This is a genomic window from Bradyrhizobium sp. RD5-C2 (assembly GCF_019972155.1).
GTDB lineage: Bacteria > Pseudomonadota > Alphaproteobacteria > Rhizobiales > Xanthobacteraceae > Bradyrhizobium.
In genome coordinates, this window is the sequence record NZ_BOVL01000009.1 from 1 (window position 1) to 23,733 (window position 23,733).

Genomic DNA, 23,733 nt, shown 5'->3' on the forward strand with positions numbered 1-23,733 from the left:
ACGGACGGGGCGCCGCGCTGAGGCACGGGCTTCAAAGCCCTTGGATGAAGCGGTCTCCCGTCCGCTACCGCACCGGACACTCTAGCCGATCCGGCGCGTCCTGACTTACAAGGATGACGGATCTGATGGCTGCGTATCCGCCTAAATCACGACTTCCCTCAACACCCTCCTGCAATCCATCTCGTATTCGAGATCGACCACCGGCGGGCGGCAGAAGTGCCAGGTCAGGCCGGAGCGCGTCGCACCGCGGCGGACCAGCTCGTCGACGAGCACGGGATGGATGTCGTGCACGGTATACGCCTGCACCGCGGTCGTCTCCTGCCAGCCGAAGCTGAACTCCGCAAGACGGCGCTCCATCTCGCCGGTGGTGAAGCGGACCTTCTCCCGCCACGCGCCGGGGCTGAGATCGCGGTAGCAAACGATGCGGTCGGGATAGCTGGCAGTGCCGCTGCGGGCCTCGGCGCCGCCTGCGATCACGAAGGACGGCGACGTGCTCGTGCTCGGCCGCGTGAACGAGAAGGCGTGGAACGACGGCTCGGCCGGCGGATCGATCTCGGGACAGACATTGCTGCGCGCCACCGGATTGATGGTGCCGTCGAACAGGCCCCATTCGGCGAGCGTCTTGACGTAGTGCTGGTTAAAGGCGCGGAAGCCGTCCTCGGTGAAAGCCGCCGGCGAACGCAATTCGCAGGCGCAGAACGCGGTCAGCGGGCGGCCGGCGTCCTTGATGTAGGCCGCAATCCGCGCAAAGCCTTCCGCGAGCGGCACCAGGCGATCGAAGCGCACCCGCTCGATCTCATAGCCGGCGTTCGCCTGCGCACCGCTTGAATATTGGAACACGGCCGGAATGAACCGGTAATTGCCCGCCGCAAATTCGCTCGCCATGCCTGTTTCCTCCAGATCTTGTGTGGCGAGCATAGCGTTTTCGAGCGAAGTGGTCTTCCGGTTCGCGTGAAGAAAACGCGTCAAACCAAAGGGTCTTCGGCCCGCCCATCAGCGAAGGCTATCACGGGACAAAGAAAAGGCGGCAGTGGCTTTCGCCAAGTGCCGCCTTTCCTGCGAGCATGAGCTTGGAGGGCTCAGGTCGGTTTCAGTGCGCCGTCGCGGGCATCGAGTTCGTAGTCGGCGATCTGCTTGGCGCGCTCGGACCGGGCCGCGGCCTGGTGGTCGGTCGCGATCACCGTGTAGACCATCGGCAGCACGAACAGCGTGAACAGCGTGCCGATCGTCATGCCGGTGACGACGACGAGCCCGATCGAGAAGCGGCTGGCGGCGCCGGCGCCCGAGGCAGTGAGCAGCGGCAACAGGCCGGTGACCATGGCCGCCGTCGTCATCAGGATCGGACGCAGACGAATCCGGGCCGCCATCTCGATCGCCGAGCGACGGTCCAGTCCCTCCTTGAGCTGCAGTTCGTTGGCGAACTCCACCATCAGGATGCCGTGCTTGGTGATCAGTCCGACCAGCGTCAGCAGGCCCACCTGGGTGTAGATGTTCATGGTGGCGACGCCGAAGAACAGCGGGATCAGGGCGCCGACGATCGCCATCGGCACGGAGATCATGATCACGAACGGATCGCGCAGGCTCTCGAACTGCGCCGCCAACACCAGGAAGATGATGATGATGGCAAACGCGAAGGTGACCAGCAGCTGGTTGCCTTCATGGACGTATTGCCGGGAGTCGGCCAGGAAGTCGTAACTGAAGCCCGACGGCAGCTTCTTGGCTTCGCCCTGCAGGAACTCCACCGCCTGGCCCATCGAGACGCCGGGCATCGGCACGGCCTGGAAGGTCGACGAATTGAGCTGGTTGTAGTGGGTCAGCGCGTTCGGATCGACGCCGGTCTCGACCGTCACCACGGTCGACAGCCGGACCAGCTGCCCGGTCGCGGTCGGGACGTAGTAGTTGTCGAATGATTCCGGCGCGAGCCGGCTGGCGCGCGGCACCTGCGGAATCACCTGATAGGAGCGTCCTTCGAGGTTGAAGCGGTTGACGTAGTTGCCGCCGAGCAGCGTCGCCAGCGCGCCGCCGATCGACTGCATGGTGATGCCGAGGTCGCTCGCCTTGGAGCGATCGACCTTCACGCGGACCACCGGCTGGTTGAAGTCGAGGTCGCTGTCGGAGACGATGAACAGGCCGCTCTTGCGCGCAGCGTCCTTCAGCTTGTTCATCTGGTCGAACACCTGCTGGAACCCGGCCGTCGACGAGATCACCATCTGCACCGGCAGACCGCCGGGACCGCCGGGCAACGGCGGCAGGCTGAACGCGAACGCGCTGACGCCCTCGATCTTCGACAGCTCGGCCTGCACCAGCGGCTGCAGCGCCTGGGCCGAGCGCTTGCGCTCATCCCACGGCTTGAGCAGCATGCCGGCGAAGCCGCCCTGCGGACCGGTGATGCCGTTCAGGATGAACCGCAGATCGGTCTCGGGAAACTTCTGGAACTCCTTGTCCATCTTGTCGCCGTAGAAATCGATGTAGTCGATGTTGGCGTATTTCGGCGCCTTGGTCACCGCGAACACGATGCCCTGGTCTTCCTGCGGCGCCAGCTCCTTCTGGATGTGCATGTAGAGGAAGCCGACCAGACCGAGGATGGTCACGGCGAACAGCGCCGTGATCGGGCGGTAGTCGAGCGAACGGTCGAGCTGGCGGCCATAGGCGCGCGTCAACGCGCCGAACACGCGATTGACCAACCTGGCGAAACGCCCCTCTTCCGCGCTCTTGAGGAACACCGAGCACATCATCGGCGACAAGGTCAGCGCGATCACGCCTGACACGATCACCGAGCCTGCCAGCGTGAAGGCGAATTCGCGGAACAGCGTGCCGGTCACGCCGCCGAGGAAGCCGATCGGCGCGTACACCGCCGCGAGCGTGATCGTCATCGAGACGACCGGGCCCACGATCTCGCGTGCACCTTTCAGCGATGCCTGCACGGGTGGCAGGCCCTCCTCGAGATGTCGATGGATGTTCTCCACCACCACGATGGCGTCGTCGACCACGAGACCGATCGCCAGCACCATCGCCAGCAGCGTCAGCAGGTTGAAGCTGAAGCCTGCGGCCAGCATCAGGATGCAGACGCCGATCAGCGACAGCGGAATGGTGACGACGGGGATGATCACCGAGCGCAGCGACGCCAGGAACAGGAAGATGACGACGACGACGATCAAGACGGCTTCGGTGAGCGTCTTCTGGACCTCGTCGATCGACGATTGGATGAACTTGGTGGAGTCGTAAGCCACCTTCATCTTCATCGACGGCGGCAAATTGCGCTCGAGGTCGGGGAACAGCGCGCGCACACCCTTCACCAGGGTCAGCGGGTTGCCTTGCGGCGTCGCCTTGATGCCGATGAAGATCGCATGCTCGCCGTTGAAGGCGACGCTGGCGTCGGTCGACTGCGCCGCGAGCTCCACCGTGGCGATGTCCTCAATGCGCACGAAGCCGCCATCCTTTGCCTTCACGATCATTCGCTTGAACTGATCGATGTTCTGAAGGTCGGTATTGGCCGAGACGTTGGAGACGATGAAGAAGCCCTTGGTCTGGCCGGCGGCCGCCTGGAAGTTGTTGGCGGCGATCGCAGCTGCAACGTCGTTGGGTGACACGCCGCGTCCGGCCATCCGGTTCGGATCGAGCCAGACGCGCATCGCAAAGGTCTGGCCGCCCAGGATGTCGGCCGAGGCGACGCCGTCGACCGTCGAGAGCACCGGCTGCACGACGCGGGTCAGATAGTCCGAGATCGCCGATCCGGTCAGCTCTTCGCTGGAGAAGCCGAGATACATCACGGCGATGGTGTCGCCGGTCGCCTTGCTCACGACTGGATCGAAGGCTTCCTTCGGGATCAGATATTTGACCGAATTGACCTTGGCGAGCACTTCGGTCAGCGCCTGGTTCGGATCGTGATTGAGCTTGACGTAGACCTGAATCGTCGAGGTGCCGAGCACCGAGTTCGACGTCATGTAGTCGACGCCTTCAGCCGAAGCCACGGCCTGCTCGATCGGCGTGGTGATGAAGCCGTTGATCAGCTCGGGCGACGCGCCGGGATATGACGTCGTGATCGTCACGACGGTATTCGACAGGTTCGGATATTGCCGGATCGGCAGCACCATCGCCGCGCGCAAGCCGATCAAGAGGATCAGCAGGCTGACGACGACCGACAGCACCGGGCGCTTGATGAAAATATCAGTGAAGGCCATCGCCAACTCGATTCGTGTTGTCTGCCGGTTGCGGCAACATGTGGCGGAGGGCCAATCGGCCCTCCGAGTTCAGATGATGAAGATCAGTAACGCGGCGGCTCGGCCGGAACCGGCGGCTGCGGATCGTTCGAGATCGCAACAGCCATTCCCGATTGCAGCTTGATCTGGCCGACGGCCACGACCCTGTCCCCGGCCTTCAGGCCCTTGAGGATCTGGACGCGGCCTTCGACACGGTTGCCCGTCTTCACGAAGGTGCGGTCCGCGGTCAGGCTGGTCTTGCCGTCCTCGCCCTTCTTCTCGGTGATCAGGAACACCGAGTCGCCGTACAGCGTGTAGTCGACGGCGGTTTCGGGAATGGTCACGACCGGCGGCTTCTCGGGCAGCACGATCGTGGTGGTCGCGAACATGCCGGGCTTGAGAATGCTTTCCGGATTCTGGATCGTCGCCTGCACCCGGATGTTGCGGGTCTCGGTCGCGATCTGCGGCTCAATGGTGGTGATCTTGCCCTCGAAGGTGCGGCCCGGATAGGCATCGACCGCGACCCGCACGGCCTGGCCGACCTTGATCTGCGAGCTCTGCTTCTCGGTCACGGTCAGGTTGGCGTACAGCACCGACAGATCGGTGAGCGACACGATCTGCGTGCCGGCCGTCAAATACTGGCCGACTTCGACCTGGCGAACGCCGAGATCACCTTCGAACGGCGCGCGCACCAGCTTCTGCGAGATCAGCGCTTCGGTCTTGGCAATGCCCGCTTTGGCCTGGTCGTAGGTCGCCTGCGCCGTATCGACGGTCGACTGCGGCCCGAACTGGCGCGACGCGAGCTGCTTGGCGCGGTCGAGTTGCTGCTCACCCACGGTCGCTTGCGCCTTGAAGCTGGCGAGGTCGCCCTGCTCCGGTGCGTCGAACAGCTGCACCAGCGGCGTGCCCGCCTTCACATGGCTACCGGCGGTGAAATGGATCTCGGTTATGCGGCCCGGCACGTCGGTCGTGACATTGACCTGGTGCACGGCGACGAGATCGCCGACGGCGGTCAGAAGGTTCGGAATCACCTCGGTCTTCGCCTCGGCGACCGAGACGTTCGACGGCGGCGGCTTATTGTTAGCGAAGAACTGCGCGATCATGTGGCTGCGGAAGGCGTTGAAGCCGACCAGCGCGCCGACCAGCAGCGCCAGCAACAATCCCACGATGATGAACCAACGCACCAGGCGGACGGGACGCTTGGCTTGCTTCTCCTTGAGCGGTTGCCCCGAGATGTGGCTTTCGGTCTGGATATTCATGTCATGCACTTTCTGCAGTTACCGACGGTCCTGCGCTCGGCGACGGCTGGCGGCCCAAATGAGTTGAAATTGCGGCTTCGGTAAGTCCGATGCCGCGAAGAATGAACTGGCAAAGCTGCCGCTCGGCCGCAGCGGCATCCCCATAAGGGAGACAAGGTGTCGCAGGCAGCTGCGTCAGTGCGCCCATAAGCACGGTATGGTGCGCAAACCAGAACAGGTTGAGCGGCTCGTCACCGATCCGCGTCGCTTCGCCGGCGGCGATCGCACGCTCGAGCGAGGCAGCGAAGGTCGGACCGATCAGCTTGCCGACCTTGTCGTAGAGCAGGCGCGCAAACTCGCCGTCGTCGAGATGGCTCGTCACCATCAGCCGCATCCGCTGCGCCTCTTCCTGGTCGGGCGCATCGCGCAGCTGCATGAAGTGGCCGACCATGCCCTGCACCAGTTCGATCAGCGTCGCTGTAGAGGGCTCCTGGCCGAGCAGATGTGCGAGATCGGGATCCGCCTCGCACTCTTCGGCAAGGATTTCGGCATAGAGCGCCGCCTTCGACGGGAAGTGCTTGAACAGCAGCCCTTCCGAAATGGCAGCCGCGGCCGCCACGCTCTTTGTCGTGGTGCCGGCAAAGCCGTTGCGGGAGAAACACCGCTTGGCAGCGCTCAGGATCAACTGACGCCGCAAGTCACTCGTCATGCGTAAGGTAGACATTTGGGTCGTGAGTAATCACTCACTTTACCAAAAGTCAAGGTTCTATTGCACCGCGAAAGTCACTTTATATCGGAGTGTGTCCGACTGACCCTCTAATGCGGTTGACGATGTAGGTGCCGTCGCGGCTCGACAGCACGCGTTCCAGATTGGCCCCGTCGATCTTCGCGCTGGCGAACCGTGGTCCCGCCGCAACATCTTGCAAAGACGAAGCAAAAGCCTCGACCTCAGCCATCGTGCTGATCGAGCGGCTATCTCCGATTCCGCAGGCTTTGGCAACACCGACGAGGTCGGCGGGGCCGCCGGTATGGCTGGCCTGGCCGCCGGTCTCGCCATAGGCCTCGTTGTCGAGCACGATGATCGAGAGGTTTTTCGGCTGTTGCAGCGCGACGGTCGCGAGGCTCCCGATCCCCATCAGCATTTCGCCATCGCCGGTGATCACGACCACCGGCAGCGTCGGCTGGGCCAGCGCGAGGCCGAGCCCGATCATCACGGCGCCGCCCATGCCGCCCCAGAGATAGAAATTGCGATCGTGGTCGCCGGCGGCGGCGATGTCATAGGTCGAGGCGCCAAGGCCGCCGACGGCGAAGGCGCCCTTGCGATCCCTCAGCAGTTCGGAAACCACGGCGCGGCGGTCGAGGAGATTGGCTTTGCTCATTTGGTGAAGACCTTTGCCCCGATCAGGCGCTGCGACAGCAGCACGGCGGTTGGCGTGCAGGCGTTGTAGGCTTGCGCCGCGCCGGCTTCGACGACTTCGCGCACCTCGTCCGGACGCGAGGCGCGCAGCACCTTGATCCCCGACAATTCGAGAATGCCTTGGGTGTTCGAGCCCATCGGCACCTGCCAGGGATTGAACTCCCCCCATTCGCCGCGCATCGTCACCAACGTGAGGAACGGCAGGCGGAAGATCTGCACCAGCGACAGCATGTTGATGCAATTGCCGACGCCGCTCGACTGCATCAGCAGCACGCCGCGCTGGCCGCCGGCCCAGGCGCCAGCGAGCAGCGCCACGCCTTCCTCCTCGGTGGTCAGCGCAATGCCGCGCATCGAGGACGATCCCAGCACGCGCTCGATCAGCTCGGAATGCCCGGCGTCCGGCACGTAGGGCACCTGACGCACCTCGAAGCGCTGCAAGATCGAAAAGATCTCCTCGGGCCAGGAGGCCGCGGTGTCGGCTCGGGCATGCATCGGCGTTTCCGGTCTCTGTTGTTTGGCCGCGACTGTAGAGGGGCACGCGCGCTTCATCAAAGCGCAATAGCGCATATGGCTCTGCGATTTACTCGCATCGCGCGCCGTGCGCGGCGAGCTGTTCCCGGTCGCTGTAAATGATGTTGCGCGGCCGCCGCCCCCGGCTTACGATAGTTGCAAATGAAACCAATTGGGCTGGATCGCCATGAACGGGCACGCGCGAGAGCTGGCTGACGGCTTCGACCTGGAAAAGCTGACGGCTGACTTCTACGCGGATCCCTACCCGACCTATCGCGCGCTGCGCGAGCACGCGCCGGTCAAGCGGCTGCCGAACGGCTGCTATTTCCTCACCCGCTACGACGACCTTATCGCTGCCTACAAGAACACCAGGACGTTCTCCTCCGACAAGAAGAAGGAGTTCTTGCCAAAATACGGCAACTCGCTGCTCTACGAGCACCATACGACCAGCCTCGTCTTCAACGACCCGCCGGCGCACACCCGCGTGCGGCGCCTGATCATGGGCGCCTTGTCGCCGCGGGCGATCGCCGGCATGGAGCCGGACCTGATCGCGCTGGTCGACAGCCTGCTCGACCGGATCGCCACGAAAGACCGCTTCGAGCTGATCGGCGATTTCGCCTCCGCAATCCCGGTCGAGGTGATCGGCAATTTGCTCGACGTGCCGCACGACGAGCGCGAGCCACTGCGCGACTGGTCGCTGGCGATTTTGGGTGCGCTGGAGCCTGTGATCGCCAAGGACGCGTTCGACCGCGGCAACGATGCAGTGAAGGATTTCCTCGCCTATCTCGAAACCCTGGTCGAACGCCGCCGCGCCAAGCCGGGCAATCCCGAGCGCGATGTGCTGACGCGATTGATCCGAGGAGAAGGTAATGGCGAGGACAATGGCGAGCGGCTGACCGCGAAGGAATTGCTGCACAATTGCATCTTCCTGCTCAACGCCGGCCACGAGACCACGACCAACCTGATCGGCAACGGGCTGGTGACGCTCACCCAATATCCCGAAGAGAAGCAGCGGCTGATCGCGCAGCCCGAGCTGATCAAGACCGCCGTCGAGGAGATGCTGCGCTACGAAAGCTCGAACCAGCTCGGCAACCGCATGATCGTGGAGGAGACCGAACTCGGCGGCATCAAGATGCCCCCCGGCACGCTGGTCACGCTGTGCATCGGCGCTGCCAACCGCGACCCCGCGCAATTTCCCAACGCTGAAGGCTTCGACGTCGCACGCACGCCGAACCGCCACCTCGCCTTCGGCACCGGCGCGCATCAATGCGCCGGCATGGCGCTGGCGCGCCTCGAAGGCGCCATCGCGATCTCGCGCTTCCTTAAGCGCTTCCCGAACTATGCACTCGACGGCGAGCCGGTGCGCGGCGGCCGGGTACGCTTCCGCGGCTTCCTCAGCGTGCCATGCCGGCGCGGCGCGTGATCCGATGAGCATAGAGCAATTGCGCAAGCGCTGGGGCGATTCGCTGCTGACGGTGCTGACCGTGCTGCTCGTGATCATGATGTTCGTGGTGGCGCCGCTGCAGGCGCTCGGCCTGTTCGAGTTTCAGGTGTTCGAGCTGTTGCTCGCCATCTTCCTGGTCGGCGGCGTGTTCGTGATGTCGGGCAGCGCGATCGCCGTCGTCACCATGCTGATCGCGCTGGCGATGATCGTGACCGGCGCGATCCTGCGGCTGCGCTCGCCCTCGATCCTCGACCTCAATCTGTTTGCCGGCTCCTGGCTGCTGGTCGGCATCACGATGGCGGTGACGGTCGCGCGCGCGACCTTCGCGCCCGGACGCGTCACCTATCACCGGGTGATCGGCGCGGTCCTGCTCTATCTCACGGTGGCGGTGATCTTCGCCGCGCTCTACACCTTCATCGGCACGCTGGTGCCGGATGCGTTTGCCGGCATGAAGGTCGAGGACCGCCCGTCGCTCGCGAGCCAGCTGATCTACTTCTCCTTCGCCACGCTCACGACGACAGGCTATGGCGACGTTGCGCCGCTGCATCCCCTTGCGCGCAGCCTGTGCAACGTCGAGGCAATCTTCGGCCAGCTGTACCCGGCGACACTGCTCGCCCGGCTCGTCACGCTCGAGATCGCACACCGCGATCAGGATTCGTAGCGCAGCGCCACCGGGATGGACCGAATTTGGTCCACAGCAATCCTTTAAGCCGCGCGGGCCGATACCCAAATCAGTGATAATGTGCAGGACGGCATCCTTGGTGCCGACATCACTGGAGTGACGAAACATGCGTCCGCCAGTCACCGATTTCATCGCAAGGGAAGCGCAGTTCGGCGCCCAGAACTACGCGCCGCTCGGCGTCGTGCTGTCGCGCGGCGAAGGCGTCTGGGTTTGGGATACCGATGGCAAGCGCTACCTCGATTGCCTGTCCGCCTATTCGGCGGTCAATCAGGGCCACTGCCATCCAAAGATCCTTGCCGCCATGGTGGAGCAGGCTGGCCGGCTGACGCTGACCTCGCGGGCCTTCCACAACGATCAGCTCGCCCCGTTCTACGAGGAACTCGCCGAGCTGACCGGATCGCACAAGGTGCTGCCGATGAACAGCGGCGCGGAGGCGGTGGAAAGCGCAATCAAGTCGGTGCGCAAATGGGGCTACGAGGTCAAGGGCGTGCCTGACGGCGAGGCCGAGATCATCGTGTGCGCCGACAATTTCCACGGACGCACGCTTGCGATTGTCGGCTTCAGCACCGACCCGGACACACGCGCGCATTTCGGGCCGTTCGCGCCGGGCTTCAGGATCATTCCGTTCGGCGACGCCAGGGCGCTGGAGGATGCGATCACGCCGAACACCGTTGCCTTCCTGGTCGAGCCGATCCAGGGCGAGGCCGGCGTTGTCATTCCGCCTGCGGGCTATTTCGCTGAAGTCCGCGCGCTCTGCACCCGCAACAACATCATGCTGATCCTCGACGAGATCCAGACCGGTCTCGGCCGCACCGGCAAGCTGCTGGCGGAACAGCACGAAGGCATCGAGGCCGACGTGACGCTGCTCGGCAAGGCGCTGTCCGGCGGCTTCTATCCGGTCTCGGCGGTGCTTTCCAACAACGAGGTGCTCGGCACGCTGAAGCCCGGCCAGCACGGCTCGACCTTCGGCGGCAATCCGCTCGCCTGCGCGATCGCACGCGCGGCGCTGCGCGCGCTCGTCGACGAAGGCATGATCGAGAACGCGGCCATCGAAGGCGCACGCTTCCTCGCCGGCTTGCGCGGCATCCGCGCCAACACGGTTCGCGAAGTACGTGGACGCGGGCTGATGCTCGCGGTCGAGCTTCACCCCGAGGCTGGTCCCGCCCGCCGCTATTGCGAGCTGCTGCGCGAGAAGGGCATCCTCGCCAAGGACACCCATGACCACACCATCCGGATCGCCCCGCCGCTGGTGATTACGCCCGATCAGGTCGATTGGGCGCTGGAGCAGATCGGCGCCGCGCTGACGCAGGACCTTTCATGACGGCGAGATAGCGGGCGGCTACCTGAACCGCAGGTTTGCGCGGGAGAGCTGGCTGATCGAGGAACACCCCATCAGCCGCATGTCCCGCACCAGCTCCGCCTGCAGCAGACCAAGTGCCCGCTCGACTCCGGCCTGGCCGGCCGACGCCAGCGGATAGAGATAGAAGCGTCCGAGGCCGACGGCCTTGGCACCCAGCGACAGCGCCTTCAGGACATGGCTGCCGCGCTTGATGCCGCCGTCCATCATCACATCGATCCGGTCGCCCACGGCATCGACGATCTCGGCCAGCTGATCGAACGCCGCCCGCGAGCCATCGAGCTGCCGGCCGCCGTGATTGGACAGGATAATGCCGGTGCAGCCGATCTCGACCGCACGCTTGGCATCATCAACCGACATGACGCCCTTCAGGCAGAACTGGCCGTTCCACTGCCGGACCATTTGCGCGACGTCGTCCCATGTCATGGCCGGATCGAGCATTTCCGTGAAATAGCGCCCGATCGACATCGCACCGCCGCTCATATCGACATGCTCGTCGAGCTGCGGCAGCTTGAAGCTCTCATGGGTGACGTAGTTGATGGCCCACGCAGGCTTGATCGCGAATTGCAGCATGCCGCCGAGCGTGAGCCTGAAAGGAATCGAAAACCCGGTGCGCAGGTCGCGCTCACGGTTCCCGCCGGTGATGCTGTCGACCGTCAACATCATCACGTTGACGCCGGCCTGCTTGGCGCGCTGCATCATCGCCGTGTTCAGGCCTCGGTCCCGGTGGAAATAGAACTGATAGACCTGCGGCGTAGCGTAGGCCTTGCGCAATTCCTCGAGGCTCACGGTCCCGAGCGAGGACACGCCGAACATCGTCCCGTATTTCGCCGCGGCAGCGGCGACGGCCCGTTCGCCCTGATGATGAAACAGACGCTGCAGCGCGGTCGGCGAACAATAGAACGGCGTTGCCAGCTTCTGGCCCATCACGGTGACCGAGAGATCCACGTTCTCCACGCCGCGCAGGACATTGGGTACCAGATCGCAAGGCTCGAAGCTCGCGGTGTTCTGCCGAAGCGTCGCCTCATCGTCCGCCCCGCCGTCGATATAGTCGAAGATCGGCCCCGGAAGCCGGCGCCTTGCCAGTTCGCGGAAGTCATGGAAATTGTGGCAATCGCTCAAACGCATGTCGTGCTCCGAAGGTCCGGACCGCGGAGATCAACGGCCGCCCGTGCCGCTCACACCCACAGCACCCGGAATAACCGGCACGCTTCGCCTTGTCCACCGAACCGGTCGTTGGGTCAGACCACCGTCCGATGCCGCTCGATGCAGGTCCGCAGCACGTCGTCCAAGGGCCGGCTCCACCAGTCATTCGAGAAGATCTCGATCTCCGAATAACCCGCAAAGCCTTGCGCTTCGACCATTGCGCGCACCGATCTGATCTCGATGACACCGTCGCCCATCATGCCGCGATCGTTGAGGATGTCTTTCGTCGGCACCAGCCAGTCGCAGACGTGGAACGCCAGCAGGCGATCCTTGCCGGCGCGCGCGATCTGGCTCTTGAGTTCGGGATCCCACCAGATGTGATAGACGTCGAGCGCAACGCCGATCGCGCCGGTGCGGCCGGGATCGAGCGCGTCGCAGATGTCGAGCGCATGTTTGGTGGTGTTCACGCAGGCGCGGTCGGCCGCATAGGCCGGATGCAGCGGCTCGATCGCCAGCGGCAGCTTTGCCTGTTTCGCATGGTCCAGCATCTCGGCAATGCCGTCACGCACCTGCGACCGGGCCATCGCGATATCCTTGGACGCCGTGCTGCCCGGCCGCGAATATTGCGGCAGGCCGCCGACCACGAGCACGATGCAGGACGCGCCGAGCGCGGCCGCCTCGTCGACCGCGCGGCGATTGTCGTCGCGCGCCTCGCTGCGATGCGCGCTGTCAGCCGTGAACATGCCGCCGCGGCAATAGCCCGAGAGATCGAGCCCGGCGTCCTTCACCGCTCGCACCGCGCGGTCGAGGCCGACGCCGGCGACCTGGTCGCGCCAGGGATCGATGGCACGGATGCCGTGACGCGCGCAGGCCTCGATGATGGCGAGGAGATCGCCCTGCTTGCGGACGGTTGCCGTGTTCAGCGACAGCCAGCGGTGGTCGTTGGAAAAATCACGCATCAGGCGTCGATACCACGGGTCGCCAGGATCGCCGCCATTCGGCGTGTCGCGAGTTCCGGATTGGCGAGCAACCCCGCTTGGTCAGCGAGCCGGAACAGCTCGGCGAGATGCAGGGTCGAACGCGCACTCTCCTGTCCGCCGACCATCGTGAAATGATCCTGGTGGCCGTTGAGATAGGCCATAAACACGATGCCGGTCTTGTAGAAACGCGTCGGCGCCTTGAAGATATGGCGCGACAGCGGCACGGTCGGGCCCAGTACGTCGTGGAAGCCGGCCTCATCGCCCGCAGCCAGCCGCGACAGCGCGTAGGACGCCGCGGGCGCGATCGCGTCGAAGATGCCGAGCAGCGCATGGGAGAAGCCCTTGGCGTCGCCGGCGATCAGCTCGGCATAGTTGAAGTCGTCGCCGGTGTACATCTTGACACGCGGATCGAGCCGCCGCCGCATGTCGATCTCGCGCTGCTTGTCGAGCAGCGAAACCTTGACGCCATCGACCTTGGCGGCATTGGCGTTGATGATCGCAACCGCAATGTCCATCGCCTTGTCGAGATCGGCCGTGCCCCAATATCCTGACAGCGCCGGATCGAACATATCGCCGAGCCAGTGGATCATCACGGGCTCGCGGACCTGCGACAGCACGCGGTCATAGACCTTGGCGTAATCGTCCGCATTCCTGCCGAGCTTTGCCAGCGCCCGCGAGGCCATCAGGATGATGCGGCCGCCGACCTTCTCCACAGCCGCGATCTGCACCTCATAGGCGCGGATCACGTCGTCGATCGATTTGGCGTCCTCCACCGCGAGATGATCGGTGCCGGCGCCCGAGAACACCAGCGCATTACCCCTGGTCTTCGCGGCCTTCACCGAACGCTGGATCAGTTCGAGCGAAGTCGCCCAATCGAGGCCCATGCCGCGCTGCGCAGTGTCCATCGCCTCGGCAACGCCAAGGCCGAGCTCCCAAACGTGCTCGCGGAACGCGATCGTCTTGTCCCAGTCGATCGCGGCCGTCAGCCAGGGATCGACGTCGGCGCGCGGATCGGCGACCACATGGGCGGCCGAGAACGCAACGCGGTTCAGCGTGCCCTCGAGCTTCGCCGGAAAAGTCCGCGTGGCCGCCAGGCGGTAGGTCTCGAGGCTGCCGCCATCGGTCGGCAGCTTCAGCGACAACGATGACATCGGCAAGATCGGCTTGTTCATGACAAAGTCCTCTCTCAGACGACGATCGGGGCGACGTCGATCCAGCGCCGTTCCTTCCAGCTCTTCAGCGCACACTCGGCAAGCTGCACGCCCTTGGCGCCCTCGAGCAGCGTGTATTTATAGGGCGCATCCTCGCAGACGTGCCGGATGAACATCTCCCACTGCTCCTTGAAGCCGTTGTCGTAGACGACGTTCTCAGGGAGCTTCTGCCAGTCGGCATAGAAATCGTGCATGCGCTTCTCATCCGGATTCCACACCGGCCGCGGCGTGGCCTGGCGCGCCTGGATCACACAGTCGGTCAGGCCCGCCACCGCCGAACCGTGGGTGCCGTCGACCTGGAAGGTGACGAGGTCATCGCGGTAGACCCGCGTCACCCAGCTCATGTTGATATGCGCGATCACGCCGCCCTTCAGCTTGAAGGTGGCGTAAGCGGAATCGTCGGCCGTCGCCTGGTACTGCTTGCCCTTCTCGTCATAGCGCTCGGGTATATCGGTCGTCCCGATGCAGACCACGCTCTCGACCTCGCCAAACAGGTTGTCGAGCACGTAGCGCCAGTGGCAGACCATATCCAGGATGATGCCGCCGCCATCCTCGGTGCGGTAGTTCCACGACGGCCGCTGCGCCTCCTGCCAGCCGCCCTCGAACACCCAATAGCCGAATTCGCCGCGCACCGAGAGCATGCGGCCGAAGAAGCCGGAGTCGCGCAGGAAGGCGAGCTTCTTCAGGCCCGGCAGGAACAGCTTGTCCTGCACCGTGCCGTGCTTGAGCCCCTTGGCATTGGCGAGCTTCACGACCGCAACGGCTTCCTCCAGATTGGTGGCGATCGGCTTCTCGCAATAGACATGCTTGCCGGCGTTGATCGCCTTGGTCAGCAGCGAAGGCCGCGCCTGCGTGGTCGCGGCATCGAAGAACACGGTGTCATTCTTGTCGGCGAGTGCGCGATCGAGATCGGTGGTGTGGCGCTCGATGTTGTAGCGCTTGGCCAGGCTAGCGACCTTCTTGGCATCGCGGCCGACCAGGATCGGATCGGGCATGATGCGGTCGCCATTCGCGAGCAGCACGCCGCCCTGCTCGCGGATCGCGACGATCGAGCGGATCAGATGCTGGTTGAGACCCATCCGGCCCGTAATGCCGTTCATGATCAGGCCGAGGCGTTTGGTCGTCATACTGTCTGCTCCTGCGAAACGCGTGGTGTGGGCCGCTTCAGCGGCCGCATGGTGGACCAGTCCGGACGGATCGAACTGGCAAAGCCCGGCGCGGCGGCGATCGATCTCGTCAGCAGATCGCCGTCATGGATCGCAAGGCGGACCTTGCCGCCGGTGCGCGCGTAGAGATCGGGATGCGCGACAAGAAAGGCATCGGCCTCATCGGCCGGGGTGTCGGCAAAGCCGTCGACGTAATGATGTCCGTTGCGTTCGGCATGGGTGACGCCGATCAGCGCCCCGAGCGCGAGATCCTGCTGCACGCCGAGCCCGGCCTGGCAAGTCAGGTCCTCGCCACTGATGAAGTACGGGCCACCATCCGCGCTCCATGCGGCCGCGCGGGTGGCATTGATGATCGACTTGTAGATGCCCTTGCACGATTTCGAGGAAATGCCGCGATAGCCGAGCGCCCGCGCCTGCGGGAATGCATCGTAGCAATCGTCGGCCTCGTCGATGACGAAGTTCCGCGCCGCCAATCCGCCGAGTGGCGAAGCCTTGGTGATATCGCGCGGCATCGGCTGCTCGATATAGAGCAGGTTTGCCGCGATCGGCTTAAGCGCCGCGTCATGGTCGAGCCGGTCGATCAGCGCGTTCAGAGCCGCCAGGTCGGCATACTGCTCGTTGGCGTCGAGCGTGACCCGGCTGGCGTAAGGCAGCCTTGTGAGCTCGCTGCCGATCCGCGCCAGCCGCGCTGCGTCATGGGCGGGATCGCCGTTCAGCTTGAGCTTGAAATAGCGCGCACCGGCGTTCTCGTCTGCGTCGGCGACACCGCCCTCGCCTTCAACCTTGTCGTCCATCCCGACCGTATGCCTCACGGCCACGCGGTCGATCCGCCTGCGTGTTGAAAGGAACCGCGCGATAGCCGCGTCGTCGATATCCGGCGTCAGCCGCGCGTCGATTTCGGCGATATTGCCGGTCATGCCGTCGAAGAAGTTGACACCCACCACGCGCAGCAATCCATCGAGGATCGCCTTGTCGATCTCGGCCGGGCCAAAGCTGGCGGCGAGCGGCGGAATATCCTCCGCAGCGCAGGCGGCAACCTGCGGGCCGATACAGCTGGCATGCAAGCCGAACGCGGTCTCGAAACTCCGGTTCGCCAGATAGAGCTCGCGTGCAATCGCAAGCGAACGGCGCAGGCCGTCGAGCGACTGCGCCTCCGTCAGATGCGGCCGCTTGTCGAACCATTTCGGCGCCAGCATTTCGGCACTGGCGCCGGTCGCGCGCCCGTTGCCCTCCACCTCGATCTCGACCCGCACGAACAGCTGCGTGGATGCGGTGATCGTCACCGCGCCGAAACGGAACGGCCGGGCAAACACCAGCGGCCGTTCGAAGAAGGCGATATCGTTGACTTTGAGGCGAAGCGGCATTGAAGGCTCGGGTGTTAATCCAGCGACCCCTGCGTGAAGAAATGCTTCCGGATCCGCTGCACCAGCTCGGTGAAGACGGGATCGGACATCGTCTCGAGCGAGCGCGGCCGCGGCATCGGCACGTCGTAGATCGCGGCGATCGCGCCGGGCCGCTCGGTCATCACGAGCACGCGGTCGGCGAGGAACACGGCTTCCGGGATCGAGTGCGTGATCAGCAGCACGGTCTTGCCGGTCTCGCGCTGGATCCGCATCAGCTCGACATTCATCCGCTCGCGCGTCATGGCGTCGAGCGCGCCGAACGGCTCGTCCATCAGCATGATCTTCGGGTCATGCACCAGCGCGCGGCAGATCGAGGCGCGCTGCTGCATGCCGCCTGACAGCTGCCACGGCAGCTTCTTCTCGAAACCCTCGAGCCCGACCAGCTTCAGCAGCGCCTTGGCGCGGGCGAGATATTTGTCCCGGGCGAGCTGCTTCATGTCGATCGGCAGCATCACGTTGGAGAGGATGTTGCGCCACGGCAGCAGCAGCGCGTTCTGGAACACGATGCCGACATTGCCGTGCGGCTTGGTCACCGGCTCGCCGTCGACCAGCACCTCGCCGGTCGTCGGCGGCAGCAGGCCCGAGATCATCTTGAGCAGCGTGGACTTGCCGCAGCCGGAGGGCCCGACCACGACAAAGAACTCGCCGTCATTGATGGTGAAGTCGAGCGGCCGCAGCGACGGCACGTCGCCGTCGCGCGACCGGTAGGTCTTCGATACGCCTGAGAGCTTGATGCCCGGCGCAGCGCCGGCCGCGCGGTCTGACACCAGGCGCAGATGCGCGGCGGGCTGCTCGGCAGCGCTCTTGATTGCCGATTTCATGGCTTACGAGTCACCCTTCGGCAGATAGTCGTTGGTGTAGAACGCCTTCGGATTGGCTTTCGCCTTGGCGTCGAGGCCGCCATACTCGACCATCAGATTGACCGACTCGGTCATGTTCTGGTCGGTGACCTGAAACGGCCGCTTGGCCTTCGTCTCCGCCGTGCGATAGAGCGGGATCGTCAGTTCGAACCCTTGCGTCAGCGTGTCGATCTTGCCGCCCTTCGGGTTGGCGTCGAGGATCGACTGCGCTGCGGTTTTCGGGTCCTTCTCCGCGGCCTCCACCGCCTTTGTGGTCGCCGACATGAAGCGGCGGACCAGGTCGGCATTGGCCTTCACATAGTCGGAGTTCGCGATGATGCCCGACGACACCATGTTGATGCCGTAGTCGGCGAACTTGATCGGATAGACGTCCTTAGCCGTTGCGTCCTTGATCTTCATCGACTGGTCCATGACGTAGCCGAGCAGCAGATCAGCCTGGCCGTTGATCACGGCGTTGAGCTTGGTCTGGCCGTCGCCGGCAACGGTGTTGAAATCGCTTTCCTTGAGGCCGGTCTTCTTCAGGAACAGCGGCCAGATCTGCGTCATCGAATCCGCGGGCGTAATCGCGACCGTCTTGCCCTTGATATCCTCCGGCTTCCTGATGTTCTTGTCGACGAAGCCCATCGCCGACATCGGGCTGGTCTGCAGCAGCACGCCGGTGGCGATGACCGGCGCACCCTTCACCGCGGCGCGCATCATCGTGGGCACGTCGACATAGCCGAAATCGGCGGTCTTGGCCGCCACCGCCTGCGTGGTCGCGGCCGAGCCGCGGCCTTCCTGGATCTCGAGGTCGATGCCCTCAGCGGCATAGATGCCCTTGGCCTTGCCGTAATAGAACGGCGCGTGCTCGCCATAGACGTACCAGTTCAGCATCAGCACGACCTTGTCGGCCGCGGACGCCGGCGCCACCGCAAGCGCGGTCCAGGCCAGTGCGGCAATAACGGCAGTGAGCAATCGCATCAGATAATCCTCCCGTTGTTCTTTTTCGTCATTGCGAGCCACCCGGTCGGCGCGAAGCGCCGCCGGATGACAGGCTCCGCGAAGCAATCCATCGTGCAGCAAGTGGAGAAATGGATTGCTTCGTCGCTATCGCTGCTCGCAATGACGCTTGCTGTTGTTTCTGTGCACAAATCCTAGGATGCGAAGATGATGTCGTCGCGCTGGCTGACGTGCCAGGGGATCACGAGCCGCTCGATGCGGTCGACGATCCAGAACAGGATGACGCCGAGCAGCGCCAGGATCACCAGCGCCGCGAACATCGTCGGCAGGTCGAAGGTGCCGATCGAGCGCTGCATCACATAGCCGATGCCGGAATTGGAGCCGACGAACTCGCCGACCACGGCGCCGACCACGGCGAGCGTCACCGAGACCTTGAGGCCGGAGAAGATCGCGGGCATCGCGTGCGGCAGGTTGACCGCGCAGAACACCTTGAAGCGACTGCCCTGCATCGCGCGCGCGAGGTCAACCATGTCGGGATCGACCGACTTGAAGCCCTGCACCGCCGAGACCACCACGGGGAAGAAGCCGAGCAGGAATGCGGAGATCACCTTGGGGATGATGCCGAAGCCGAACCACACCACGAACAGCGGCGCGATCGCGATCTTCGGCACCGATTGCGAGAACACCAGCAGCGGATAGACGTAGCTCTCGACCGTCCTCGAGCCCGCGATCAGCATCGCTGTGGGAATGCCGAACAGCGCCGAGAGCAGGAAACCGCAGATCGTCGCATAGGTGGTCGGCCAGGACTGCCGCAGCAACTCCGGCCAGTCGCTCCACAGCACCGCGACGACGTCGCCGGGCGACGGGATCTGATAGGCCGGGATGCGGAACAGGCGGATCGCGAGGTCCCACGCCACCACGATGACCACCAGGAACAGGAACGGGCGCACCCACGCCGCGTTCAGCACCTTCGACACGCCCGAAGGGCTCTTTGCCTCCGCCACGTCACGCTCCCTTGCCGTCTCTGTGTTCGTGCAGAAATTAACCCGTTGGATAAATACTGTCCAGCCCTCGCACACAGCAAAATCGCGCCGTAGCACGCGACTTTCGTCAGGCGAGATTTTTTTGGGAGGTTCGCCGCAGCCCGGATGAGCACAGCGATATCAGGGAAAATCCGTCCGCGCGGATGGTCTGTTCCGGATGTCGCTTCGCGCATCCGGGCTACGGGGCCACTGGCGTTCACACCACCCGGTGTTCCGCCGCGCGCAGCGGCGGCATCGCGTTGCCAAACGCGGCGGTGGACTTGCCGGTCAGCGCCGCCAGCACCAGCGCGGTCATGTGCTCGAGGCGCTCGTCGCGGGCGTCTTTCTTGAGCAGGTCGCGACCGAAGATCACGCTCAGCGTGGCGCTGTTGGAGAGATAGAAGAACGCGAGCCCCGCGATCGAGATATAGAGCTGCACCGGATCGACCGCGTCGCGGAAATCGCCGCTCTCGACCCCGCGCGTCACCACGGTGCGGATCATCTCGACAAAGGGCGAGTGCATCGACTTGACCTTGGTCGAGCGCTTCAGGTGCTTTGCCTTGGCGAGGTTTTCCGTGTTCAGCAACGCCAGGAACTCGGGGTTGCGCAGAAAATAGTTCCAGGTGAAGGCGATCAGGCGCCCGATCGCCTCGGGTGGGTCGAGATGCTCGAGATCGAGCGTGCGCTCCTCGGCGCGGATCTTCTCGTAAGCGCCCTCAAGCACCTCGAGATAGAGATCCTCCTTGTTGCCGACATGGTAGTACAGCATGCGCTTGTTGGCGTCGGCATTGGCCGCGATGCGGTCGACCCGCGCGCCGGCGAGGCCATGGGCGGCGAATTCCTGCTTGGCCGCCTCGAGAATCCGCAGCCGCATCCCCTGGGGGTCACGCTGCCATCTCTGTATCCGCTTTGCTTTCGCCAAATCGATCGCCCGTGATGCTGAACTGTCGAATGTAGCATGACGCGCGGCGTTTGAGAACGAATGTTGTCGTAACGGCCATGCGGGAATATTTCTCGCAAGTGCGGCTTTCGTCATTCCCCGGTGCGCAATTGCGCACCTGAGGGCGTGCGCAGCACGAACCCGGAATCCATCGACCCGCATGTACCGGTGATGAATGGATTCCGGGCTCTCGCTTCGCGAGCCCCGGAATGACGAAGGAAATAAGCGCTCGGAATGCCTGGGTGCACGCTGTCGTGACGACGCGCAGATTGAACGCGGCCTAGTCTGGCTTTCCCTGTGAGGGCTGCACCAGTAGCGTCGGCACGCCGCACGTGCCGTTGCGCACCGTCATCACGCGCGTGCCGGGCTTGCGGCCGGTGCGAATCTCCGAGACGTCGACGCCGACGGCAACCAGCCGCGCGCGGGTGGCCTCGATATCGGCGACGCGCCAGCAGATGCCGCGCAGCCGGTCCGGCGCTTCCGTCTCCGCCTTGACGTTTTCCTTGCCCGGCCGGTGCGTGACCTCGACCACGAGGTCGCCGCAGCGGAAGAACATCAGCCGGCCCCATTCGGGATGTGACCGGTCGAGCGCCATGTCGAGCCCGAGCCGCGCACCATAGAGTGCCGCCGCGCGCTCCGGGTCGGCGGTCGAGACCACCACATGATCCATCGCGGTGATCGAGGCCGGCGTGGTGCGCACCGATAGCGGCCGCTCCTGCTCGCGCTCCAGGAAGAACATGCGCACACCCCGTGTCGCATCGGTCGCCGCACGCGTCCGCTTCCACGCCAGCGTGGCGCCGCTGATCTCGTCGCGGCTCTCGACCTCGGCGACGGGCTCGGGCTTCAGGGTCAGCCTGTCGAGCTTGCGGTGTGTCCTGGCGATATCGCTGGTGCGGAAACAGAGGCTCGCAAGCCCCTCGCCTTGCGTGACGAGCGCGCTGCGGACGCGCTGGGCGGCATCATCGTCGCCGCGCGGCGCCATCAATTCCAGCGTCGTGTTGTCGAGCGTGAACAGCACACGGTCGGCGCCGTCGCCGCTGTTGCGCCAGGCCGGCGCCCGCGCGAAAAGCGTCTCGTAGGCGGCGCTGGCGGCGGCAATGTCGCCGGTGAGGACGACGACATGATCGAGACCGGTAATCATGGCTCTGGCCTCCTCGAATCTGCCGTCATTGTGCTTCTCCTTACGATCTCGGAACTGCGGCCTGCCACCGGCCGTTATGCCGCATACCAGAACGGCCCGGCACATCCATCATCTCTACCTGTAAACCAAGCTGGGATGCGAATAATTTCAGCGATATCGGCCGATCAGCGGTGCTAGTCTGATCGTCGGCCGGGACCACACCAAGCGATCACGGGAAGCGAATGCAGGCTCTCTTCATTGGACAGACCTATATCGACGTCACCTTCATCACGGATCACATGCCGGTCGGCGACGAGAAGCACGTTGCAGACGCCTATGCGGTGTCGTTCGGCGGCAACGCGGTGACCGCGGCGTTCTGCTGCGCCAAGCTCGGCGTCGAGCCGGACCTGATCGCTACCATGGCCAATGACTGGCTGGGACGGATGTTCTGGGACATGGCCGACAGGTACGGCATCTCGTTCCATCCCCGCAAGGTGAACTCCTCCTCGCTGTCCTTCATCATGCCCAACGACGGCAAGCGCGCCATCGTCCGCTGCCGCGACGACCAGCACATCCATCCCTTTCCGCTGCTGAACATCAAGGGCTGCCGCGCGCTGCACATCGACGGCCACCAGCCGGACGCCGCGATCCATTACGCAAAGCTCTGCCGTGAAGACGGCATCCTGACCTCGCTCGACGGCGGCGGCCTGCGCACCAACACCCACGAGCTGCTCGCATTCATCGACGTCGCGATCGTCGCCGAACGGCTGTGCGAGCAGATGGACAAGACGCCGGAGCAGATGCTCGATTATCTCAAGAGCCGCGGCTGCCGGGTCGGCGGCATCACCATGGGTGAGCGCGGCCTGCTCTGGTACGACGAGGCGGGCACGGTGCAAACGCTGCCGGCATTTCCGATTCCACGCAAGCGCGTGATCGACACCAACGGCGCCGGCGACGTCTTCCATGGCGCTTACATCTATTCCTATCTCGCCAATCCCGGCAAAGCCTGGCATGACCACTTTGAGTTTGCGCGCGCGGCGTCGACCTACAAGATTCAGAAGCTCGGCAACGAAGCCGGCCTGCCGACGCTCGCCGACATCGCGGCCGTCAAGCAGGAGTTCGGCGCCGCGGTCTGACAGGGCGGAGTGGGGTAAGGCATGGGGCGCGTCTTCGTCGCCGGCAGCATCAATATGGACGTGGTGGCGACCGCCGAGCGCCATCCGAAGATAGGCGAGACGGTCGCGGGCGAGGCCGTGCTGTATTTTCCCGGCGGCAAGGGCGCCAACCAGGCAGTGGCATCGGCCAAGCAGGGCGTGCCGACCACGCTGGTCGGCCGGCTCGGCACCGACGCGTTCGGCAAGGAGCTTCGCGCCTTCCTTGCCGCGCAAGGCGTCGATCTCAGCTTTGTCAAGGACACCGGCGGCACGCATTCGGGCACCGCGATCATCACGCTCGCCAATGCCGACAACACCATCGTGGTCGTGCCCGGCGCCAACGGGCTGGTCGATGCCGACGATGTCGCGGCACCCGTGCTTGCCAGGGGCGACGTCGCGGTCAGCCAGTTCGAGATCCCGCTGCCGACGATCGCCGCATTTTTCAGCCGCGCCCGCGCCGCCGGCGCCACCACGATCCTCAATCCGGCACCGGCGAAACAGACCGACAAGGCGCTGCTCGATCTCGTCGATGTCCTGATCCTCAACGAGACCGAGCTCGGCCTGCTGACGGGAGCAGAGCTGCGCGACAGCGATGATCCCTCCCGCTTCGCCGAGGCGGCACGGAGCCTGGGGCGTGGCAAGACGATCTGCGTCACGCTCGGCAGGCTCGGCGTGCTGGCGCTGGTCGAGGACCAGCCGCTGCTCGTGCCGGGACGCGAGGTCAAGGCCGTCGACACCACAGGCGCCGGCGATTGCTTCGTCGGTGCCCTCGCCTCGCAGCTCGCCAGCGGCAAGCCGCTCGGCGACGTGCTGGCCTACGCCAACATTGCCGCCTCGATTTGCGTGCAACGGATGGGGGCCGCGCCGTCGATGCCGACGGCGCAGGAGGTGACCGCTATTCTCTCCCCGAGTCGTCCCGGCGAAGGCCGGGACCCATAACCACAA

22 protein-coding genes are annotated in these 23,733 nt (G+C 64.6%); 6 read left to right on the plus strand and 16 right to left on the minus strand.

Translation table 11 applies throughout. The features are described 5' to 3' along the window. Nucleotides 1-141: 141 nt before the first annotated feature. The 6 genes from cnbZ to BraRD5C2_RS09735 all read right to left on the minus strand — a co-directional run bounded on the left by cnbZ (nt 142) and on the right by BraRD5C2_RS09735 (nt 7,346). On the minus strand, nt 142-885 hold the full coding sequence (gene cnbZ / locus BraRD5C2_RS09710; protein ID WP_223968057.1) for a 2-amino-5-chloromuconate deaminase CnbZ: 744 nt from the start codon (nt 883-885) through the stop codon (nt 142-144). Nucleotides 886-1,079: 194 nt separating this feature from the next. After that, complete coding sequence (locus tag BraRD5C2_RS09715; RefSeq protein ID WP_223968058.1) at nt 1,080-4,181, minus strand: multidrug efflux RND transporter permease subunit; 3,102 nt, start codon at nt 4,179-4,181, stop codon at nt 1,080-1,082. An 83-nt stretch (nt 4,182-4,264) separates the two neighbouring features. Next, a complete protein-coding gene (locus tag BraRD5C2_RS09720) occupies nt 4,265-5,458 on the minus strand; it encodes an efflux RND transporter periplasmic adaptor subunit (RefSeq protein ID WP_223968059.1) in 1,194 nt (397 codons plus the stop codon). 1 nt (nt 5,459) lies between these two features. Beyond that, entirely contained in the window at nt 5,460-6,161 is a 702-nt protein-coding gene (locus BraRD5C2_RS09725; RefSeq protein WP_212311240.1) for a TetR/AcrR family transcriptional regulator, read from the minus strand. 64 nt (nt 6,162-6,225) lie between these two features. Beyond that, nucleotides 6,226-6,816, minus strand: coding sequence for a thiamine pyrophosphate-dependent enzyme (locus BraRD5C2_RS09730; protein WP_223968060.1), 591 nt, complete (start codon nt 6,814-6,816; stop codon nt 6,226-6,228). Then, nucleotides 6,813-7,346 (minus strand): thiamine pyrophosphate-binding protein, encoded by a 534-nt coding sequence (locus tag BraRD5C2_RS09735; protein WP_146985094.1) that lies wholly within the window; start codon nt 7,344-7,346, stop codon nt 6,813-6,815. The genes BraRD5C2_RS09730 and BraRD5C2_RS09735 overlap by 4 nt, the downstream gene beginning before the upstream one ends. Before the next feature lie 205 nt (nt 7,347-7,551). Between BraRD5C2_RS09735 and BraRD5C2_RS09740 the strand changes: the two genes are divergently transcribed. The 3 genes from BraRD5C2_RS09740 (at nt 7,552) to rocD (ending at nt 10,811) form a co-directional block, all read left to right on the plus strand. Further along, nucleotides 7,552-8,787 carry a cytochrome P450 gene (locus tag BraRD5C2_RS09740; protein ID WP_223968061.1) on the plus strand — a complete coding sequence of 412 codons (1,236 nt, stop codon included), beginning with the start codon at nt 7,552-7,554 and terminating at the stop codon, nt 8,785-8,787. A gap of 4 nt (nt 8,788-8,791) precedes the next feature. After that, nucleotides 8,792-9,469 carry a potassium channel family protein gene (locus BraRD5C2_RS09745; RefSeq protein WP_223968062.1) on the plus strand — a complete coding sequence of 226 codons (678 nt, stop codon included), beginning with the start codon at nt 8,792-8,794 and terminating at the stop codon, nt 9,467-9,469. 127 nt (nt 9,470-9,596) lie between these two features. After that, a complete protein-coding gene (gene rocD, locus BraRD5C2_RS09750; protein ID WP_223968063.1) occupies nt 9,597-10,811 on the plus strand; it encodes an ornithine--oxo-acid transaminase in 1,215 nt (404 codons plus the stop codon). A gap of 18 nt (nt 10,812-10,829) precedes the next feature. Here the strand turns inward: rocD and BraRD5C2_RS09755 are convergent, their stop codons facing one another. The 7 genes from BraRD5C2_RS09755 to BraRD5C2_RS09785 form a co-directional block, all read right to left on the minus strand. Next, complete coding sequence (locus BraRD5C2_RS09755) at nt 10,830-11,975, minus strand: alpha-hydroxy acid oxidase (RefSeq protein ID WP_223968064.1); 1,146 nt, start codon at nt 11,973-11,975, stop codon at nt 10,830-10,832. Nucleotides 11,976-12,088: 113 nt separating this feature from the next. Then, a complete protein-coding gene (locus tag BraRD5C2_RS09760) occupies nt 12,089-12,952 on the minus strand; it encodes a sugar phosphate isomerase/epimerase family protein (protein WP_223968065.1) in 864 nt (287 codons plus the stop codon). Continuing rightward, complete coding sequence (locus tag BraRD5C2_RS09765) at nt 12,952-14,145, minus strand: dihydrodipicolinate synthase family protein (protein ID WP_223968066.1); 1,194 nt, start codon at nt 14,143-14,145, stop codon at nt 12,952-12,954. The genes BraRD5C2_RS09760 and BraRD5C2_RS09765 overlap by 1 nt, the downstream gene beginning before the upstream one ends. Nucleotides 14,146-14,159: 14 nt before the next feature. Continuing rightward, the gene (locus BraRD5C2_RS09770; RefSeq protein WP_223968067.1) at nt 14,160-15,311 is read right to left on the minus strand and encodes a Gfo/Idh/MocA family protein; all 1,152 of its coding nucleotides are present in this window, start codon (nt 15,309-15,311) and stop codon (nt 14,160-14,162) included. Next, nucleotides 15,308-16,714, minus strand: coding sequence for an enolase-like domain-containing protein (locus BraRD5C2_RS09775; protein ID WP_223968068.1), 1,407 nt, complete (start codon nt 16,712-16,714; stop codon nt 15,308-15,310). The genes BraRD5C2_RS09770 and BraRD5C2_RS09775 overlap by 4 nt, the downstream gene beginning before the upstream one ends. A 14-nt stretch (nt 16,715-16,728) precedes the next feature. Further along, nucleotides 16,729-17,574 (minus strand): ABC transporter ATP-binding protein, encoded by an 846-nt coding sequence (locus BraRD5C2_RS09780; protein WP_223968069.1) that lies wholly within the window; start codon nt 17,572-17,574, stop codon nt 16,729-16,731. Nucleotides 17,575-17,577: 3 nt separating this feature from the next. Further along, nucleotides 17,578-18,573, minus strand: coding sequence for an ABC transporter substrate-binding protein (locus BraRD5C2_RS09785; protein WP_223968070.1), 996 nt, complete (start codon nt 18,571-18,573; stop codon nt 17,578-17,580). Nucleotides 18,574-18,588: 15 nt separating this feature from the next. Here BraRD5C2_RS09785 and BraRD5C2_RS09790 point away from each other — a divergent pair, with 15 nt between their 5' ends. After that, nucleotides 18,589-18,750 (plus strand): hypothetical protein, encoded by a 162-nt coding sequence (locus BraRD5C2_RS09790; protein ID WP_223968071.1) that lies wholly within the window; start codon nt 18,589-18,591, stop codon nt 18,748-18,750. On the opposite strand, the gene BraRD5C2_RS09795 is transcribed toward BraRD5C2_RS09790, so the two are convergent. The 3 genes from BraRD5C2_RS09795 to BraRD5C2_RS09805 form a co-directional block, all read right to left on the minus strand. Next, nucleotides 18,747-19,556 carry an ABC transporter permease gene (locus BraRD5C2_RS09795; protein WP_223968072.1) on the minus strand — a complete coding sequence of 270 codons (810 nt, stop codon included), beginning with the start codon at nt 19,554-19,556 and terminating at the stop codon, nt 18,747-18,749. The two genes, BraRD5C2_RS09790 and BraRD5C2_RS09795, sit on opposite strands and share 4 nt — an antisense overlap. A gap of 235 nt (nt 19,557-19,791) precedes the next feature. Continuing rightward, the gene (locus BraRD5C2_RS09800; RefSeq protein ID WP_223968073.1) at nt 19,792-20,448 is read right to left on the minus strand and encodes a TetR/AcrR family transcriptional regulator; all 657 of its coding nucleotides are present in this window, start codon (nt 20,446-20,448) and stop codon (nt 19,792-19,794) included. 346 nt (nt 20,449-20,794) lie between these two features. Next, nucleotides 20,795-21,655, minus strand: a complete 861-nt coding sequence (locus tag BraRD5C2_RS09805; RefSeq protein WP_223968074.1) for a VOC family protein — start codon at nt 21,653-21,655, stop codon at nt 20,795-20,797. A 221-nt stretch (nt 21,656-21,876) separates the two neighbouring features. Here BraRD5C2_RS09805 and BraRD5C2_RS09810 point away from each other — a divergent pair, with 221 nt between their 5' ends. After that, nucleotides 21,877-22,770, plus strand: a complete 894-nt coding sequence (locus BraRD5C2_RS09810; RefSeq protein ID WP_223968075.1) for a sugar kinase — start codon at nt 21,877-21,879, stop codon at nt 22,768-22,770. A gap of 21 nt (nt 22,771-22,791) precedes the next feature. Next, nucleotides 22,792-23,727, plus strand: coding sequence for a ribokinase (locus BraRD5C2_RS09815; protein ID WP_223968076.1), 936 nt, complete (start codon nt 22,792-22,794; stop codon nt 23,725-23,727). Nucleotides 23,728-23,733 lie beyond the last annotated feature (6 nt).

What these genes read in the sequence shown, in the direction of transcription:
- cnbZ (WP_223968057.1), bottom strand. Translation starts at nt 885, where the DNA reads ATGGCGAGCGAATTTGCGGCGGGCAATTACCGGTTCATTCCGGCCGTG.
- BraRD5C2_RS09715 (WP_223968058.1), bottom strand. Translation starts at nt 4,181, where the DNA reads ATGGCCTTCACTGATATTTTCATCAAGCGCCCGGTGCTGTCGGTCGTC.
- BraRD5C2_RS09720 (WP_223968059.1), bottom strand. Translation starts at nt 5,458, where the DNA reads ATGAATATCCAGACCGAAAGCCACATCTCGGGGCAACCGCTCAAGGAG.
- BraRD5C2_RS09725 (WP_212311240.1), bottom strand. Translation starts at nt 6,161, where the DNA reads ATGTCTACCTTACGCATGACGAGTGACTTGCGGCGTCAGTTGATCCTG.
- BraRD5C2_RS09730 (WP_223968060.1), bottom strand. Translation starts at nt 6,816, where the DNA reads ATGAGCAAAGCCAATCTCCTCGACCGCCGCGCCGTGGTTTCCGAACTG.
- BraRD5C2_RS09735 (WP_146985094.1), bottom strand. Translation starts at nt 7,346, where the DNA reads ATGCATGCCCGAGCCGACACCGCGGCCTCCTGGCCCGAGGAGATCTTT.
- BraRD5C2_RS09740 (WP_223968061.1), top strand. Translation starts at nt 7,552, where the DNA reads ATGAACGGGCACGCGCGAGAGCTGGCTGACGGCTTCGACCTGGAAAAG.
- BraRD5C2_RS09745 (WP_223968062.1), top strand. Translation starts at nt 8,792, where the DNA reads ATGAGCATAGAGCAATTGCGCAAGCGCTGGGGCGATTCGCTGCTGACG.
- rocD (WP_223968063.1), top strand. Translation starts at nt 9,597, where the DNA reads ATGCGTCCGCCAGTCACCGATTTCATCGCAAGGGAAGCGCAGTTCGGC.
- BraRD5C2_RS09755 (WP_223968064.1), bottom strand. Translation starts at nt 11,975, where the DNA reads ATGCGTTTGAGCGATTGCCACAATTTCCATGACTTCCGCGAACTGGCA.
- BraRD5C2_RS09760 (WP_223968065.1), bottom strand. Translation starts at nt 12,952, where the DNA reads ATGCGTGATTTTTCCAACGACCACCGCTGGCTGTCGCTGAACACGGCA.
- BraRD5C2_RS09765 (WP_223968066.1), bottom strand. Translation starts at nt 14,145, where the DNA reads ATGAACAAGCCGATCTTGCCGATGTCATCGTTGTCGCTGAAGCTGCCG.
- BraRD5C2_RS09770 (WP_223968067.1), bottom strand. Translation starts at nt 15,311, where the DNA reads ATGACGACCAAACGCCTCGGCCTGATCATGAACGGCATTACGGGCCGG.
- BraRD5C2_RS09775 (WP_223968068.1), bottom strand. Translation starts at nt 16,714, where the DNA reads ATGCCGCTTCGCCTCAAAGTCAACGATATCGCCTTCTTCGAACGGCCG.
- BraRD5C2_RS09780 (WP_223968069.1), bottom strand. Translation starts at nt 17,574, where the DNA reads ATGAAATCGGCAATCAAGAGCGCTGCCGAGCAGCCCGCCGCGCATCTG.
- BraRD5C2_RS09785 (WP_223968070.1), bottom strand. Translation starts at nt 18,573, where the DNA reads ATGCGATTGCTCACTGCCGTTATTGCCGCACTGGCCTGGACCGCGCTT.
- BraRD5C2_RS09800 (WP_223968073.1), bottom strand. Translation starts at nt 20,448, where the DNA reads ATGCGGCTGCGGATTCTCGAGGCGGCCAAGCAGGAATTCGCCGCCCAT.
- BraRD5C2_RS09805 (WP_223968074.1), bottom strand. Translation starts at nt 21,655, where the DNA reads ATGATTACCGGTCTCGATCATGTCGTCGTCCTCACCGGCGACATTGCC.
- BraRD5C2_RS09810 (WP_223968075.1), top strand. Translation starts at nt 21,877, where the DNA reads ATGCAGGCTCTCTTCATTGGACAGACCTATATCGACGTCACCTTCATC.
- BraRD5C2_RS09815 (WP_223968076.1), top strand. Translation starts at nt 22,792, where the DNA reads ATGGGGCGCGTCTTCGTCGCCGGCAGCATCAATATGGACGTGGTGGCG.